A 14,683-nucleotide genomic window follows, 5' to 3' on the forward strand; every position below is an offset into this window, starting at 1 on the left:
TCCTTAAATCTAGAGATCAACCCAAGCGCGCTTGTCAGAGGACACCATGCAGGCATCAACGATCTGACAGATATGGTGGCCTGTCTCGAACGTGGGCCACATGGGCGTTGCCGAGGTGATCGACTTGATGACTTCGGCCACTTCGATGATCTTGCTTTCATTGTAGCCAAGCGCAAAATTCGGCAGTGGCAGGAACGCACCATAGGTTGGGTGTTCCGGGCCCACGTCAATTTCCCGAAAGCCGCGACGCCCGCTGGGATCGTCATTGGTATAAAACCGCAGCCGGTTCACTTCATCAAAGGTGTAAACGAGGCTGCCCTTGGTTCCATAGATCTCATAGGTCTGCATGAATTTGCGACCGGTCGCGACGCGGCTAAAGTCAACAAGACCTTTGGCGCCGTTTTCAAACGTGCACAGGATGTTGGTGCCATCCGCGTTTGTGATATCCCCCCACTGGGTGTCCGTGGTGATGTCAGGCGCGTCGTCGCCATAGCCAAGGCCCTCAACGATGGGTCGTTTCGGCGTGGTGATGTAGCTGTCGGCAATCAGCGAGGACACGCGGCCCACGAGAAACTCCATAAAGCTGAAAACATGGCTGCCGGTGTCGCCAATGATCCCGGTTGGCGCGAGCTCGCCGTCGGCGCGCCACATGTAGGGGGCCAAGGGGTCGCCGTAGATGTCGATATGCTGGCAGGCTTTGAACAGCTTGATTTCGCCAATCTCGCCCGCGTCGATGATGTCTTTTGCACGATCATGGATCGGGTTGCGCGGAAAAGCATGGCCGACACGGGTGATGACCCCCTTTTCGCGGGCAATATCAGCCAGTTCGCGGGCCTGCTGCGCCGTATCAGCCAGCGGTTTTTCGCAATAGACATGTTTGCCTGCAAGCAATGCAGCCTTGGCAACGTCGTAATGCAGATTGTCAGGCAAACAGATATCGATCAGATCGATATCCGGGTCGTTTACCGCATCCTCCCAACGCTCAAGTATCTTCGCACCCGGTGCGCGAAAGGCGAGATCTTTCGCCGCCGCGGGGTTCGCCTCTACAAGCGCTGCAACATGGGCCGTTCCGCCTTCGGTCCCCAAAAAATGCGGGAAGGTCTGGTAAGCCATGGTGTGTACCTTGCCCATCCATCCTGAAGCCCCTAGGACAGCCACATTTACGACAGTCATTTTGTGTTCCTTTATACTTGTGTTACGCGCCGCTGGACGCCCGCACGACAAGCCGTACAGCGCTGTGGGCGGCTGCGGGTGGGACGACGCCATCCTTGATCCAAGCCACGATTTGCTTGGCGGTTGACGCTGCAAAACCTGGGATGTCGCAGCTGATTGTTGTCAACGGCGGATAGCTGTCCTGTCCGTCTTCGATGTCATCAAAGCCCACGACCCTCAGGTCGAAGCCCGGTTTTATGCCCAAGTCAGGGCAGGCTGAGAGAACTCCCAAGGCGACAAGATCGTTAAAGCAGATCGCGCCATCGACCTGGGGAAAGTCTTCTTTCAACGTTGCCGCCAAAGACTTACCAAAGGCCCGCGTCGCCTGCCCCGTGAGGATGACCGGGTCCATGCCGTGTTCTTCAAGCACCGTCAGATAGCCTTGCATTCGTTGGTGGGTCACGGGGCGGCCTTCAAGCCCACCAACAAAGGCGATATTCTTGCACCCCTGCGCGATCAGATGCTCGGCAGCAATCCGACCACCATGCAGATAGTCTGGCGCCAAGAAGGGATAGGTTCCTTCGGATCGGTCAAGGGACCGGAAAACCTGAAGCGTTGGTGTGTTGGCCGCGTCCAAGACCGCAAGTGTTGCGGCCTCATCCCCGTAGCTCGGCGAAATGATGAAACCAGATACCCCATGTTCAACCAACGACGAAATCATCTGCGATTGCAGGTTGGGGTCTTCGTCGGTATTCGCCAGAACCGTCGCAAAACCGGCCTTCGCCAGTTCCATCTGAAACAGCGCCGCGAACTCTGTAAAGAAGGGGTTGCGCAGGTCGTTGATGACAAGCCCGATCAACCCGGAGCTGGCCGACCGCAGCGTCGCGGCTGACCGGTTGTACACATAGCCGATATCACTCATCGCCTTGCGCACAGATTTGCGCGTCTCATCCTTGACGGAAGAACTGCCCTGCAAAACGAGGCTCACCGTGGATTTCGACACCCCGGCTTCTTTGGCTACATCAAGAATGGTTGGACGCTGTTTCATGCTGGTTCCTTGGTTGATCGCGTTCCGATCAACTTAGACGTTCAGGTCCAAAACCAAAATGCCATCAATTCCGCCCACAGCATTTGCCACAAGCTGCCCACCAAGGGCTTTATGTTCCTCGTTGTCGGCATAGTTTTTCAACGCATCCCAGCTGTCGAAGTCGATGACAAAGCCATGCATATATCCGCGTTCGATCTGCTCGGGGCTTTGCGAGCGTCCGCCAGTGAAGCCGCGTGCACCCGGCAGTGTCTCGGACAGAACAGACAGGCCGTCATAGATGCCCGCGATGGTCTCTTCAGAGGTCTCGGGTTTGAATTTGGTCAGGACGATGTGTCGGATCATGTTGTCATTCCTTGGTCGTGTTTAATCATGTCGGCTGCCTTTTCGCCGATCATGATTGAGGGAGCATTGGTGTTTGAAGAGTTGACCGTCGGCATGACCGAGGCATCCGCCACGCGCAGACCATCAATCCCGTTGAAGCGCAGGCGCGGGTCAAGAACCGCGACCTCATCGCTGCCCATGCGACAGGTGCCTGCGCAATGATGTGAGGTCTTGGAGTGGACACAGATAAAGTTGAAGTACTCTTCGTCCGTTTTCACCTCCGGTCCTGGCAACCGCTCTGCCAGTATGTATGGGCTGAGTGCGGATTGAGACAAAATATCCTGCACGAGTTTCAAGCCTCGGATCGACATGTCGCGATCATACGGGTCTGACAGGTAGTTCGGGTCAATCAGCGGCATGTCTTTTGGGTCGGCGCTTTGCAGCCTCACAGACCCGCGCGAGCGGGGCCGCAGGTGACAGGCGTTCAGGGTCACGCCGCCATTGGGCATCACCTCAACCCCAGCCTCGATCCCCGTGCCCAAACCCAGATGCATTTGGATATCCGGGGAGCGGGCGTTTTCGTCTGCGTACCAAAACCCACCGGTTTCAAACAAACTGGACGCCACCGGCCCTTTGCGGGTGAAAACATACTGTAACCCGGCCAATGCTGACAGGTGCAGCTTGGCAAATCGGTCGTAAGTGTGCGGCCCTGTGACTTCGCAAATCGCATAAAGGTCAAGATGATCCTGTAGGTTTTCCCCAACATTGGGCTGGTCATAAACCACATCAATCCCAAGGCTGTGCAGGTGATCCGCCGGACCGATCCCCGACAGTTGCAGCAAACGCGGCGAGCCAATTGCACCTGATGACAGGATCACTTCACGGTCAGCGATGATCCTTGTACCGTCCGCCATTTCGACGCCCGTTGCGCGGCCATGTTCAACCAAGATGCGTTTGACCTGCGCCTTCATCTGAATGGTCAGGTTCGACCGGCCCTTGGCCTGCCCGAGAAACGCCATTGCAGCCGATGACCGCCGCGCGTTCTTTTGGGTGAGTTGGTAGTACCCTGCCCCGTCCTGCTTTTCCCCGTTCACATCTGTGTTCTTGGGAATCCCCATCTGTCCCGCAGCTTCGATGAAGGCATCACAAATCGGCAGCGGCGCCGCCGGCTGTGAAACCCCCAATGGGCCGCCGTTGCCGTGAAAGCGGTCATCAAACGTGTCATTGTCCTCAGACTTCTTGAAATACGGCAGGACCTCTTCATAACTCCACCCGTCACAACCTGCCTGACGCCATTCGTCGTAGTCTTGGGCAGCACCACGGGTGTAAATCTGTGCATTGATGGCTGATCCTCCACCGATGACTTTGGCCTGAGTGTAGTTGAAGACTTTGTTTTGCATCGACTTTTGCGGCGTCGTGGACCAGCCCCATGACCCGATACCTTTGGTCATTTTTGCGAAGCCCGCAGGCAGGTGGAAAAACGGGTGACGATCGCTCCCCCCCGCTTCGAGCAACAGCACCCGTGCGTTTGAGTCTTCAGACAAACGTGCGGCAATGGTTGATCCGGCCGATCCCCCGCCAACAATGATGAAGTCGTATCCTTGGGACATCAGGCGGCAAGCTCCGTCTCGGCAATGTGGCGCCCAGCACGCAGCGCAAGAGCGGCGATTGTGAGCGCTGGATTAACGGCAGCCGATGTCGGCAGAACCGATGCATCGACAATAAAGAGGTTCGGATGATCATGGCTGCGGCAGTGACTGTCCACGACGCTTTCGGCAGGGTTGTGGCCCATGCGCGCGGTCCCGCATTGGTGCGAGGGCGTACGCCGGTCGAAAGATTTCGAGATCACAACTGGGAAACCCGCCTGCCGCAGTTTGGATTTGAGCGTCGCTACAAGTTGCTCATGCGCCGCCCAATTGGAACGCTGCCAGTCCAATTTGATCTGTCCACCGTGAAGTGTAACCCGGCTCTCAGGGTTCGGCAGGTCCTCAGACATCGCATAAAAATCAAAGCTACGTGCCGCGACAAAATCGGCCAGCCATCGCGGCAGCCCAGAATTTGCGGCCAAGATCGGCCCGGTTATCTTGCCCAACATCTGTACGTTCCCCAACGCAGGATGTTCATCCGTCGCCAGATAGAAATCGTTTATCATCATTGTTTTTTGATAGACGCTGCGGTTCTTTCGCAAGGGATGGAGCGCCAGAACGGCCGAACAATTGTGGTTCATAAAATTCCGCCCGACCTGATCGGACGTGTTTGCAAGGCCCACTGGATATGTCTCGTTGGCCGACCGCAACAAAAGAGCCGCCGTCTGAACCGCCCCTGCTGCGAGTGCGACAACAGGCGCCGTCAAGGTCTCGCCCTCCGTGAGCCTTACCCCGGCAACGCGGCCGGTGTCGTCGACCTCAATCGTCTCAACAGGGCATCCCGTGCGTAGGGTCACGTTCTTATGACGCAATGCCACCGCAAGCGCGCCTGACTCTGCATCCATTTTCCCACGCCCGGTGTTGGGATAGGCATCCCACGTGGTTTGGCCACCAGACAGCCAGAGTGAGAGATCCACTCCCAAAGGAATAGAAGAAGGCCGCAGCCCTGCACCGGTCAAACGGGTTCGCAGCTGTGCCATGTCCGGCTCATTAGGAACAGGCGGATGAGGATAAGGTCCGGAATGATAAGGCTCGGTTGGATCTTCGAGCGCACTGCCACGCACCTGATAAAGGGCTTCCGCAGCTCGGTAGTCCGCTTCGAGTTCGAGATAGTCGATTGGCCAACCGGGTGTTGTACCACCGGGGTGGACGACGGGACCAAAATCCGTACGCCGGTATCGGATCAGCGCCGCACCGTAGAATTTGGAATTTCCGCCAACGTTATAGTAGTTGCCTGGGCTAAACGGCTTATCATCTCCGTCCAGCCAGACATCATCCGGGCGAAAGGCCCCATCCCGAAAGATCGCATCTGGATCACGATCCATGGCCGAGGGTCGCAAATGCTCCCCACGCTCAAGGATCATGATCCGCCGACCTGTCGGGGCCAGCGCGGCTGCCAGCGTCGCGCCCCCCATGCCAGACCCAATTATGATGACATCCGCGTCCATCAGGGTGCGATACGCATTTCAGTTTCAGGATCAAAAGCCACGGCCTTCTCCATATTCACAAAAAAATTGAAATCTGCGCCGGCACGGACATCCGCGTCTGAGCGCATCCGCGCAATTACATCTTTGCCACCCAGGGTCATCGTCACGAAGGTGTCAGACCCCGCAGGCTCTGTCACGGTGATCCGATTTGTCATCGGTGCGATGTTGGTGGACTTTCGATCTGCTGCGTCTTCATCCGTGATTGTTTCTGGCCGGATACCCAACATGATGTCGCGTCCATCCCATGCCGCCAAATTGTCCTGACTGAAGGGAAGCTTGGCCAATGTCCCATCGTGTAGCGCCACCACGGCAACCGGTTTTCCCGCTTCAAGGGCGACCTTTGCGGGCATCACGTTCATCGCAGGCGACCCCATGAAAGTGGCCACAAAGACGTTTGCCGGACTGTCGTAGATTTCTTGCGGCGTTCCCAATTGCTGGACATAACCGCCAAACATCACCGCAATCCGGGTCGAGAGCGTCATCGCTTCGATCTGGTCGTGTGTGACATACACAATTGTAGTGCCCAGTTTTTGGTGCAGCTTTTTGATCTCGGTGCGCATGTCGACGCGCAGCTTGGCATCCAGATTAGACAGGGGTTCATCAAACAAGAACACATCCGGGTTGCGCACCAGCGCACGGCCCATGGCCACCCGTTGCCGTTGGCCGCCGGAAAGCGCGCCGGGTTTGCGATCAAGCAACTGCTCGATTTGCAACAGGCCAGCCACGTCTTTCATGGCTTTCTGGCGGTCGGGTTTGGGGACGCCGTGCATCTCAAGCCCGAAGGTGATGTTCTGACCAACCGTCATGTTGGGATAAAGCGCGTAGCTTTGGAACACCATCGCGATATTGCGTTTGGACGGGTGGACCCCGTTCATCACCTGATCCTTGATGCGGATTTCCCCGCTGCTGATCTCTTCAAGTCCGGCAATCATGTTCAGGAGCGTCGACTTACCGCAGCCGGATGGGCCGACGAGGACCAGAAACTCCCCCTCTTCGACAGAGATGTCGACCTGATGAAGCACTTCAACCGCGCCGTAGGACTTGGTGGTGTTGTCGATGTCAAGAAAGCCCATGTGATTATCCTTTCACGGAGCCCGCCATCAGACCGCGCACGAAGTAGCGGCCTGCGACGATGTAGACGAGCAGGGTTGGAAGAGCAGCAAGGATCGCGCCGGCGAAGTGAACGTTGTATTCCTTCACGCCGGTTGATGATTGCACAAGGTTATTGAGGGCAACCGTCATTGGCTGACTGTCCGCCCCGGCAAAAGAGGCACCAAACAGAAAGTCATTCCAGATGTTTGTGAATTGCCAAATGATCGAAACCACAGCGATTGGACCTGAGGATGGCAGCAGAATGCGCCAGAATGTCTGGAAGAACCCTGCGCCGTCGATTTGGGCGGCACGAATAAGTTCGGTCGGGAAGACGGCGTAGTAGTTGCGGAAATAGAGCGTTGTGAACCCAACACCGTAAACCACATGCACCAGCACCAGTCCCCAGGTCGTCCCCGCCATCCCCATCAGCCCCAGCATTCGCGCCATCGGGATCAGCACGATCTGGAACGGAATAAAGCAGGCAAACAGCATCAGGCCAAATAGGATCGTATCACCGCGGAAGCGCCATTTCGTCAGCACATATCCGTTGAGCGCGCCCAATACGGTCGAGATGATCACAGCTGGCACAACCATCTTTATGGAATTCCAAAAATAGGGCTGCAGGCCGGTGGGGTCGACGCCAATCTGAGCAGACGACCAGGCCTTGGCCCACGGCGCGAGCGTGAAAGCCTGAGGCAGGTTCATCATCCCGCCTCCGGTGATTTCCTCCAGTGGTTTCACCGAATTCACCAACATGACGTAGAGAGGCAGCATGTAGAACAGAGCAAAGAGCAACAAGACAAGGTAGATAAGTGCACGTGTTACGCGACCTGTGCGGATCGCAGTCTCTTGTGTGGCGACAGACATTATTTCTTCTCCCGCAATTCAGCATAAAGATAGGGGATCATGATCGCCGCAATGGTCATCAGCATGATCGTGGCCGAAGCGGCACCAATGCCCATTTGATTGCGGCTGAACGTGTAGGAATACATGAACGTCGCGGGCAGTTCGGTCGCCCGGCCCGGCCCACCGCCTGTCAATGCGATCACGAGGTCAAAGGTCTTGATCGCAAGGTGGCTGAGGATCACAAAGGCCGAAAGGAACGCTGGACGCAGCTGCGGAATAATGATCCGTCGATAGAGGTTCCAGTTGGAGGCGCCGTCCATCTGTGCGGCCTTCAGGATTTCGTTGTCGATCCCCCGCAACCCCGCGAGGAACATCGCCATCACAAAACCTGACGTTTGCCAGACCGCGGCCAGAACGACGGTATAAATGGCGAAGTTCCGGTTCTTGATCCAGTCGAATTCAAAACTCTCCCAACCCCAGGTTTGCAGGACATTTTCGAGCCCAATTCCCGGATCAAGGAACCATTTCCACGCAGTGCCAGTCACGATGAACGACAGCGCCATGGGATAAAGGTAAATGGTGCGGATCACCCCCTCAGCCCGGACTTTCTGATCGAGAAAGATCGCAAGGCCGAGCCCAAGGACCGTGCAGATCGAAATATAAAGCGCCGCAAAAACACCCATATTTGTCAGGGAGATTTTCCAATGGCTTAGGCGCCATAGCTTGGAATAGTTTTCCCAGCCGACCCATTCGTAGGAAGGCAACAAGCGGCTGTCAGTGAAAGACAAATACACCGAGAAGATGATGAACCCGTAGACAAAAATCAGCACCAAGGCCAGCGACGGCGACAGCACCAGTTTCGGCAACCAGGATTGAAGCCGCGTTTTGAAATCCACGTCGACAGCATGTGTCATAACGCGCCCCTTTTGGCTGGATCATGAAGAAGTTTTGTTGCGGCAGGGCGACGTATACCGCCGCCCTGCCCTTGGCCAATTGGCCGTGATTTATTGGGCGATTTCCACCGCAGTAATCAATTCATCAACGGCTGTTTCGCTATCAAACTCACCGTTGAAATGTGCGGTGATAACGTCATACATCGCGTTCTTTACAGATGCCTCGTTGGCGTGGCCGTGCGCCATGGAACCGTAAAGGTTGCCACTTTCGGCAGCCGCTGCAAGGTCCGCCATGCCCTGTTTGCCGCAAGCGTCAAAGTCTGCGCTAGACACATCTGTGCGGGCCGGGACAGATCCCTTCACCACATTGAAAGCAGACTGGAAGGATGGGGATAGGATCGCCGTTGCCAGTGCCGCCTGTTCCGCTGAGACCTCACCACCCTGATCAAACATCATGAATTGGTCAGCGTTGAAGGTGACCTGATCCTGCGTGCCGGGGAAGCGGAAGCACAGGAAATCCTCGCCGGGGACTTTGTCCGCATTCAGGAATTCGCCTTTTGCCCAGTCACCCATCATCTGAAAACCGGCTTCTCCGTTGATCACCATGGCTGTTGCCAGGTTCCAGTCACGGCCTGAGAAGTTCTCATCCACATTGGCGCGGATCACAGCCATACGATCAAACGCCTCTTTCATGGCATCCGACCCCAAAGCCTCTGGGTCGAGATCAACAAACGCTGCCTGATATCCATCAGGACCCAGTGCCGACATGGCAACTGCGTCAAACACCGTGGCATCCTGCCACGGCTGACCGCCATGGGCGATCGGCGTCACACCCGCCGCAGCCAGCGCTTCTAGTGCCGCTGCGAAGTCTTCCCATGTTTCGGGGACTGCAATCCCATTTGCGTCCAGAACGGCCTTATTGGCCCAGACCCAGTTGGTCGAATGCACGTTTACGGGCGCGGACACCCATGCGCCATCCACTTTGGCGAATTGCTGCAACGCCGCTGGAATCACGTCATCCCAACCTTCAGCGATGGCGACGCTATTGAGGTTGGCCAGTGCGCCTTCGTTGGCCCAGTCGATGATATCAAAGCCAAGACCCTGCACAGCCGTTGGCGCATTACCCGCTGTCACGCGGGCACGCAGAACGGTCATTGCCTGCTCACCACCGCCACCAGCGACGGGCATGTCGGTCCAGCCAATACCTTGCCCTTCCAGATCCCCCTTCAGCACATTGAGTGCCGCAGCTTCGCCACCAGACGTCCACCAGTGCAGAACTTCCACACCATGCCCGTCTGCCTTTGCTGCACCTGCAGCGGCTGTCAGTGCCAGCGCGATGGCTGTTGTTTTCATGTAAGAACGCATTTGAGACCTCCCGTTTCGCGTTGCCTTTCAAGCGCGTTGATCACGCGCTTGCCTCCACCCAGGGTGCCCGGCTGTCGCGTCCAACGCGCATCACCAGGGATTTCACCTCTAGAAATTCGTCATATCCGTAGCGGCCAATCTCGCGGCCTTGACCGGATTGTTTGACCCCGCCGAACGCCAGCTCGGGATAGCCATCCATCCAAGTATTGGTCCAAACGGTGCCCGCTTCCGCGCGGCGCGCGTATTCAAGGCAGGTGTGTATGTCATTGCACCAGATGCCAGCTGAGAGCCCGTATTCACTGTCGTTGGTCAGCGCTATGGCCTCCTCCAACGTCCTAAAAGTCAACACGCTCAGCACCGGGCCAAACACTTCTTCGCGGGCAATCGCCATATCAGGCGTGACATTGCTCACAACAGTCGGTTGGTAAAATTGCGAACCCAGCCCTTCAACAGGCAGCGCGCCACCACCCAGCTCAAGCTTGGCCCCCGCCGCAACGGCCTGCTGAACGTAGTTGTCAATTTTGCGCTGATGGTCCGCCGTTACAATCGCGCCCACTTGCGTGTCTGGGTCCATCGGATCGCCGAATTTCACCAGACGGGACAACGCCACCACACGTGCAACAAAATCCTCTGCGATGTCCTCGTGCACAATGATCCGACTTGAGGAATTGCAACATTGTCCAACGTTGAAGTAGACGCCAAACGTCACAGCGTCGGCGGCGTTCTCCAAATCAGCGTCGGGCATGATGACCTGCGGGTTCTTTCCTCCAAGCTCCAGAGCAACCTTTTTCAAAGTGCCCGCTGACGCTTCGGTGATCATCTTGCCGACAGCCGTTGAACCGGTGAACGTCACCATGTCGACGTCCTTATGGGTCGACATCATGCTGCCCACGGGTTGACCGTGACCAAGCACGATGTTGCACACACCTGACGGAAGGTCCGCTGCAATCAACAACTCCCCCAGCATCACCGTCGATGACGGTGTAACCTCAGACGGCTTGACCACAACCGTACACCCTGCCGCCAGTGCGAAAGGCAGCTTTTGGGACAGAATCCAGAAGGGAAAGTTCCAAGGCGTGATGATAGATACGACGCCAATCGGGTCTTTGACGACCACGCCAAGCATATCCGCGCCAAGACTATTGTGGCTGTCGCCAAGAGAGGTTCGCGCCAACGAAGCCGCATAACGCCACAGATCCGCAGCTCCCGACACCTCTCCACGCGATTGCGAGATTGGCTTGCCACTCTCCAGTGTCTCTTGCACAGCGATGCGTTCCACATTGGCTTCGATCAGATCAGCCACTTTGAGCAACACCGCACTGCGCTCTTTGGCGGAAATTCGGCTCCAGTCGCCGCGGTCAAATGCCCTGCGCGCGGCGGTGATTGCAGCCTCTGTTGTGGTCTCATCACCCTTGGCCGAGACACTCACAACTGTATCGTGGGAGGGCGATATGCGCGTGAAGGTCTCGGCCCCCTCTATCCACTCTCCGTCGATCAAATGACGACCAAGAAAGGGGTCCGGCAACGCCATTTCAATGGCTTTGTTGATGGTCAGTTTGGTCATTGTTCAAAGTCCCGTGAATTCTGGGCTGCGTTTTTCAAGGAAGGCGCTCACACCCTCGTCCCGGTCATCGCTTGCGGCGGCAGCGGCACTTGCCAATGCCTCGATTGCGGCGGCTCTGTCTTCGCCGACGGCGCCATGGATCATGGCCTTGGCAAGTGTCCCTGCCCGCGGGGACATGTCATCCAGAGAGCGCACGATGTCTTTGGCCACAGCAAGAACGTCATCTGATACATCCGCTGCAAACCCAAGAGCCTGCGCCCGTTCGGATGTGAGCCGACGCCCAAAGAGTGCCATTTCTTTGACAACCGCTTCGGGGAGCAGCCGTGTCAGGCGTTGGGTCCCTGACCACCCTGGCACAATTCCGACCTTGCCCTCAGGCAAGGCCAGCGTTGTATGCGGCGCAAGGACACGGATGTCACAGCATGCTGCAAGCTCAAGGCCGCCACCAAAGGCATGTCCGTTCAGCGCCCCAATCGTCGGTTTGGACAATCGGGCCAATCGATCGAACACACGATGCCCGTCGCGGACCCAAAACCGGGCAAATTCTGCAGGGCTCAACGGGCCCCATTCGGCAATGTCGGCACCGCAGCAAAACGCCTTCCCGCCCGCGCCTGTGAGGATCACCGCGCGCACATCAGGGTTCCACTCGGCAGCAACAAGATACTCTTCAAGCTGCTGCAACATCTCCATTGTAAGTGCATTCAGCTTGGCTTCATTGGCCACGGTGAGGATCGCAGCGCTGCCGTCATATGCACAGGTAATCTCGTTCATAGAACCAACCCCATCGTCGTTTTTGACAGCAAGTCTTTGGGCATCACCTTGGCATTCTCAGCCACCTGAACGCGTCCCTTGGACGCCGCGACGATGTGGGTCTGCGGATCGATACCCGGCATGATCTCTGTGGCGAGCAGTCCGCTGTCCGTTAGTTGGATGACACAGCGTTCAGTGATGTAGATCACGTTCTGACCTTGTTCGCGGGCGCGCTTACCCGAAAAGGTCACATGTTCGACCTCATCCACCATTTTGGTGAACTTGCCCGGCGCTTCGATGTTGATTGCATCGTCTGACAAATTGATCTTTGCCCCGGCCTCAAACCAGCCTGAGAACACGATGTTCTTGGCCTTTGAGGTGATGTCTACAAACCCGCCGCACCCGGCGGTCAGGTAGGGTTTTTTGCCCAACTTCGAAACGTTGACGTTGCCTGCCACGTCGATCTCAAGAAACGATAGAAAAGAGACGTCAAAGCCCGCGCCCTGAAAGTAGATAAATTGCTGCGGCGATGGCATAAACGCTTCGGCGTTTGAGGCGCAGCCAAAGGCAAACCCCGTCAGCGGTACGCCGCCCACGGCCCCCTGTTCAATGGCCCAGGTCACGGCATCGGGATGGCCTTCTTCGAGCAACACCCGAGGCACCATGGCGCTCATTCCAAAGCCAAGGTTGGCGGTCATTCCCCGCTTCAATTCCTGTGCAGCGCGGCGAGCGATGACCTTTTCGACCCCATGATCCACAAGCGAAAAACTGTCCCACGGGCGCATGATCTCGCCCGAAATGGCAGGATCATAGGGCGTTTCTGTGGTCTGTTTCTGATCCGGATCGACCACGACGCAATCAACCAGATGCCCCGGCACCCTCACATCATGCGGGCGCAGCGATCCATTCGCGGTCACTCGCTTGACTTGGGCGATCACCAGCCCGCCGTTGTTGCGCACACAAATCGCCTGTTCCAGTCCACCCAGGTAGGCCCCTTCGTGTTCATACGTCAGGTTGCCTCGCTCATCTGCTGTCGTGGCACGAATGATTGCGACATTGGGAACCACATTGGGAAAGTGCAGCCATGTTTTTCCATCAAACTGAACGCGTTTAACAATGGACGACGCAGCGCCGCGTTCGTTCATCGCACACCCCTGAAGTTTGGGATCAACGAAGGTATCAATACCCACTTCCGTCAATACACCCGGACGGTGCGCCGCAGCCTCACGATGCATGTCAAACATGATCCCGGATGGCACGTTATAGGCCGCAACACGGTCCTCCGTGATCATTTTCCAGATCTCAGGCATCTCTACGCTTGACGGCCCTGATGGATACGACCCCGCCAACACACGGGACAGCAACCCATCCTTGGCAAGGTGATCCATGCCTTTCACGCTATACACATCGCCTGCAGCAATCGGATGAAGTGAGGTGATGTTTCTTGGATGACCTTCGGCACCGAAACGCGCGCCTATGGCAGCCAGAACCGCATCGGGGCACCCCAAAGTAGACGATGATGACACCGTTACGATGGCGCCATCCTCTATTTGAGAAACCGCATTCGCAACTGGAACAACCTTGGTCATGAAACCCTCCAAGCGCCCCGATGTTGGAACGTTCCAAATTATCTAGTGGAACGTTCCAATTTTTGCAAGAAAAATGTCGACCATCAAAAATAGGTATTATTTTTCAAATGTTAGGAACTTCGTAGAGCTCTAGAGGCAGTCCATCTGGATCTTGGAAAAACGTGAAACGTCTCCCTGTGTACTCATCGATTCGAATGGGTTCGAAGCGGACCAAGCGACTCTTAAGCGCTGCAACAGCGTCATCAAGATCACTCACACGGAATGCTAAATGCCTCAACCCACACGCTTCTGGTCGGCTCGCACGCGCAGGAGAATCCGGAAAACTGAACAGCTCAAGTTGACCACCGCACGCCAAGGCAAGATCTAGTTTCCAAGAGCCCCTGTCCTCTCGATAGTTCTCCGCCAGAATCTCAAGACCCAGAACGTCACAATAGAATGCTTTTGACACAGAGTAGTCCCCCACGATCAATGCGACGTGATGAAACCCAAATTGCATAGCGTCCCTTTGCATGACACATTCTCCGCAGTTGGTGCACAACGTTTAGAACCTGCGACGGTCAGCTTTGTAAAGCCGCACAGTCGTCGCCTCAATGGATACAGCACAGAACGCACCTTGGAAGGTTTTACAGGCCAACGAAGGCCTGCTTCAAACGTACAAACCGAACAGAACACACTTGTGGCGCAGGTCATTTTTCCGACAACCCTTCATGAAAACAATGTGTTGGATGGAAATAGAGACAACCAACCCCATGCCGTTTGGCTGTTTCAACAGCTCCCCATTCCGATTGCACGATGAAGCGAAAAAAGAGCAAGGTCAGGCACCCTTGATCACCTTTGACGACTTCCGTCTCGAAGACGGGTTGATCGTTGAGCATTTGGATTTCATCGCGCGTGCCCGGTCCCGGCGCCGCACGTAACGACGCCAACACA

14 protein-coding genes are annotated in these 14,683 nt (G+C 56.3%); 1 reads left to right on the forward strand and 13 read right to left on the reverse strand.

The genetic code is table 11. The annotated features are described in order from the left end of the window. Window positions 1–9: 9 nt before the first annotated feature. The 13 genes from ABWV47_RS03180 to gloA2 form a co-directional block, all read right to left on the reverse strand. On the reverse strand, window positions 10–1,173 hold the full coding sequence (locus ABWV47_RS03180) for a Gfo/Idh/MocA family protein (RefSeq protein WP_353308395.1): 1,164 nt from the start codon (window positions 1,171–1,173) through the stop codon (window positions 10–12). A 22-nt stretch (window positions 1,174–1,195) separates the two neighbouring features. Beyond that, window positions 1,196–2,200 carry a LacI family DNA-binding transcriptional regulator gene (locus ABWV47_RS03185; RefSeq protein WP_353308396.1) on the reverse strand — a complete coding sequence of 335 codons (1,005 nt, stop codon included), beginning with the start codon at window positions 2,198–2,200 and terminating at the stop codon, window positions 1,196–1,198. Between the two features lie 33 nt (window positions 2,201–2,233). Further along, window positions 2,234–2,542: a Dabb family protein gene (locus ABWV47_RS03190; protein ID WP_353308397.1), complete on the reverse strand. Its 309-nt coding sequence runs from the start codon at window positions 2,540–2,542 to the stop codon at window positions 2,234–2,236. After that, window positions 2,539–4,131: a GMC family oxidoreductase gene (locus ABWV47_RS03195; protein ID WP_353308398.1), complete on the reverse strand. Its 1,593-nt coding sequence runs from the start codon at window positions 4,129–4,131 to the stop codon at window positions 2,539–2,541. The genes ABWV47_RS03190 and ABWV47_RS03195 overlap by 4 nt, the downstream gene beginning before the upstream one ends. After that, window positions 4,131–5,615: a GMC oxidoreductase gene (locus ABWV47_RS03200; RefSeq protein ID WP_353308399.1), complete on the reverse strand. Its 1,485-nt coding sequence runs from the start codon at window positions 5,613–5,615 to the stop codon at window positions 4,131–4,133. Before ABWV47_RS03200 ends, ABWV47_RS03195 begins: the two co-directional genes overlap by 1 nt. Next, window positions 5,615–6,727: an ABC transporter ATP-binding protein gene (locus ABWV47_RS03205; protein ID WP_353308400.1), complete on the reverse strand. Its 1,113-nt coding sequence runs from the start codon at window positions 6,725–6,727 to the stop codon at window positions 5,615–5,617. Before ABWV47_RS03205 ends, ABWV47_RS03200 begins: the two co-directional genes overlap by 1 nt. Before the next feature lie 4 nt (window positions 6,728–6,731). Continuing rightward, a complete protein-coding gene (locus tag ABWV47_RS03210; RefSeq protein WP_353308401.1) occupies window positions 6,732–7,613 on the reverse strand; it encodes a carbohydrate ABC transporter permease in 882 nt (293 codons plus the stop codon). Beyond that, window positions 7,613–8,506 carry a carbohydrate ABC transporter permease gene (locus tag ABWV47_RS03215; protein ID WP_353308402.1) on the reverse strand — a complete coding sequence of 298 codons (894 nt, stop codon included), beginning with the start codon at window positions 8,504–8,506 and terminating at the stop codon, window positions 7,613–7,615. Before ABWV47_RS03215 ends, ABWV47_RS03210 begins: the two co-directional genes overlap by 1 nt. A 90-nt stretch (window positions 8,507–8,596) precedes the next feature. After that, the gene (locus ABWV47_RS03220; RefSeq protein ID WP_353308403.1) at window positions 8,597–9,850 is read right to left on the reverse strand and encodes an ABC transporter substrate-binding protein; all 1,254 of its coding nucleotides are present in this window, start codon (window positions 9,848–9,850) and stop codon (window positions 8,597–8,599) included. 40 nt (window positions 9,851–9,890) lie between these two features. Then, a complete protein-coding gene (locus tag ABWV47_RS03225) occupies window positions 9,891–11,414 on the reverse strand; it encodes an aldehyde dehydrogenase family protein (RefSeq protein ID WP_353308404.1) in 1,524 nt (507 codons plus the stop codon). 3 nt (window positions 11,415–11,417) lie between these two features. Then, entirely contained in the window at window positions 11,418–12,185 is a 768-nt protein-coding gene (locus ABWV47_RS03230) for an enoyl-CoA hydratase/isomerase family protein (RefSeq protein ID WP_353308405.1), read from the reverse strand. Continuing rightward, window positions 12,182–13,753, reverse strand: a complete 1,572-nt coding sequence (locus ABWV47_RS03235) for an acyl CoA:acetate/3-ketoacid CoA transferase (protein WP_353308406.1) — start codon at window positions 13,751–13,753, stop codon at window positions 12,182–12,184. Before ABWV47_RS03235 ends, ABWV47_RS03230 begins: the two co-directional genes overlap by 4 nt. Window positions 13,754–13,856: 103 nt before the next feature. Then, window positions 13,857–14,264 carry an SMU1112c/YaeR family gloxylase I-like metalloprotein gene (gene gloA2, locus ABWV47_RS03240; RefSeq protein ID WP_353308407.1) on the reverse strand — a complete coding sequence of 136 codons (408 nt, stop codon included), beginning with the start codon at window positions 14,262–14,264 and terminating at the stop codon, window positions 13,857–13,859. A gap of 214 nt (window positions 14,265–14,478) precedes the next feature. Here gloA2 and ABWV47_RS03245 point away from each other — a divergent pair, with 214 nt between their 5' ends. After that, window positions 14,479–14,670 (forward strand): hypothetical protein, encoded by a 192-nt coding sequence (locus ABWV47_RS03245; protein WP_353308408.1) that lies wholly within the window; start codon window positions 14,479–14,481, stop codon window positions 14,668–14,670. Window positions 14,671–14,683: the final 13 nt, after the last annotated feature.

The organism is Shimia sp. NS0008-38b, from assembly GCF_040370365.1.
GTDB lineage: Bacteria > Pseudomonadota > Alphaproteobacteria > Rhodobacterales > Rhodobacteraceae > Shimia.

Coding starts and splice junctions, on each gene's coding strand:
- ABWV47_RS03180 (WP_353308395.1), bottom strand. CDS start 1,173: ATGACTGTCGTAAATGTGGCTGTCCTAGGGGCTTCAGGATGGATGGGC.
- ABWV47_RS03185 (WP_353308396.1), bottom strand. CDS start 2,200: ATGAAACAGCGTCCAACCATTCTTGATGTAGCCAAAGAAGCCGGGGTG.
- ABWV47_RS03190 (WP_353308397.1), bottom strand. CDS start 2,542: ATGATCCGACACATCGTCCTGACCAAATTCAAACCCGAGACCTCTGAA.
- ABWV47_RS03195 (WP_353308398.1), bottom strand. CDS start 4,131: ATGTCCCAAGGATACGACTTCATCATTGTTGGCGGGGGATCGGCCGGA.
- ABWV47_RS03200 (WP_353308399.1), bottom strand. CDS start 5,615: ATGGACGCGGATGTCATCATAATTGGGTCTGGCATGGGGGGCGCGACG.
- ABWV47_RS03205 (WP_353308400.1), bottom strand. CDS start 6,727: ATGGGCTTTCTTGACATCGACAACACCACCAAGTCCTACGGCGCGGTT.
- ABWV47_RS03210 (WP_353308401.1), bottom strand. CDS start 7,613: ATGTCTGTCGCCACACAAGAGACTGCGATCCGCACAGGTCGCGTAACA.
- ABWV47_RS03215 (WP_353308402.1), bottom strand. CDS start 8,506: ATGACACATGCTGTCGACGTGGATTTCAAAACGCGGCTTCAATCCTGG.
- ABWV47_RS03220 (WP_353308403.1), bottom strand. CDS start 9,850: ATGCGTTCTTACATGAAAACAACAGCCATCGCGCTGGCACTGACAGCC.
- ABWV47_RS03225 (WP_353308404.1), bottom strand. CDS start 11,414: ATGACCAAACTGACCATCAACAAAGCCATTGAAATGGCGTTGCCGGAC.
- ABWV47_RS03230 (WP_353308405.1), bottom strand. CDS start 12,185: ATGAACGAGATTACCTGTGCATATGACGGCAGCGCTGCGATCCTCACC.
- ABWV47_RS03235 (WP_353308406.1), bottom strand. CDS start 13,753: ATGACCAAGGTTGTTCCAGTTGCGAATGCGGTTTCTCAAATAGAGGAT.
- gloA2 (WP_353308407.1), bottom strand. CDS start 14,264: ATGCAAAGGGACGCTATGCAATTTGGGTTTCATCACGTCGCATTGATC.
- ABWV47_RS03245 (WP_353308408.1), top strand. CDS start 14,479: ATGGAAATAGAGACAACCAACCCCATGCCGTTTGGCTGTTTCAACAGC.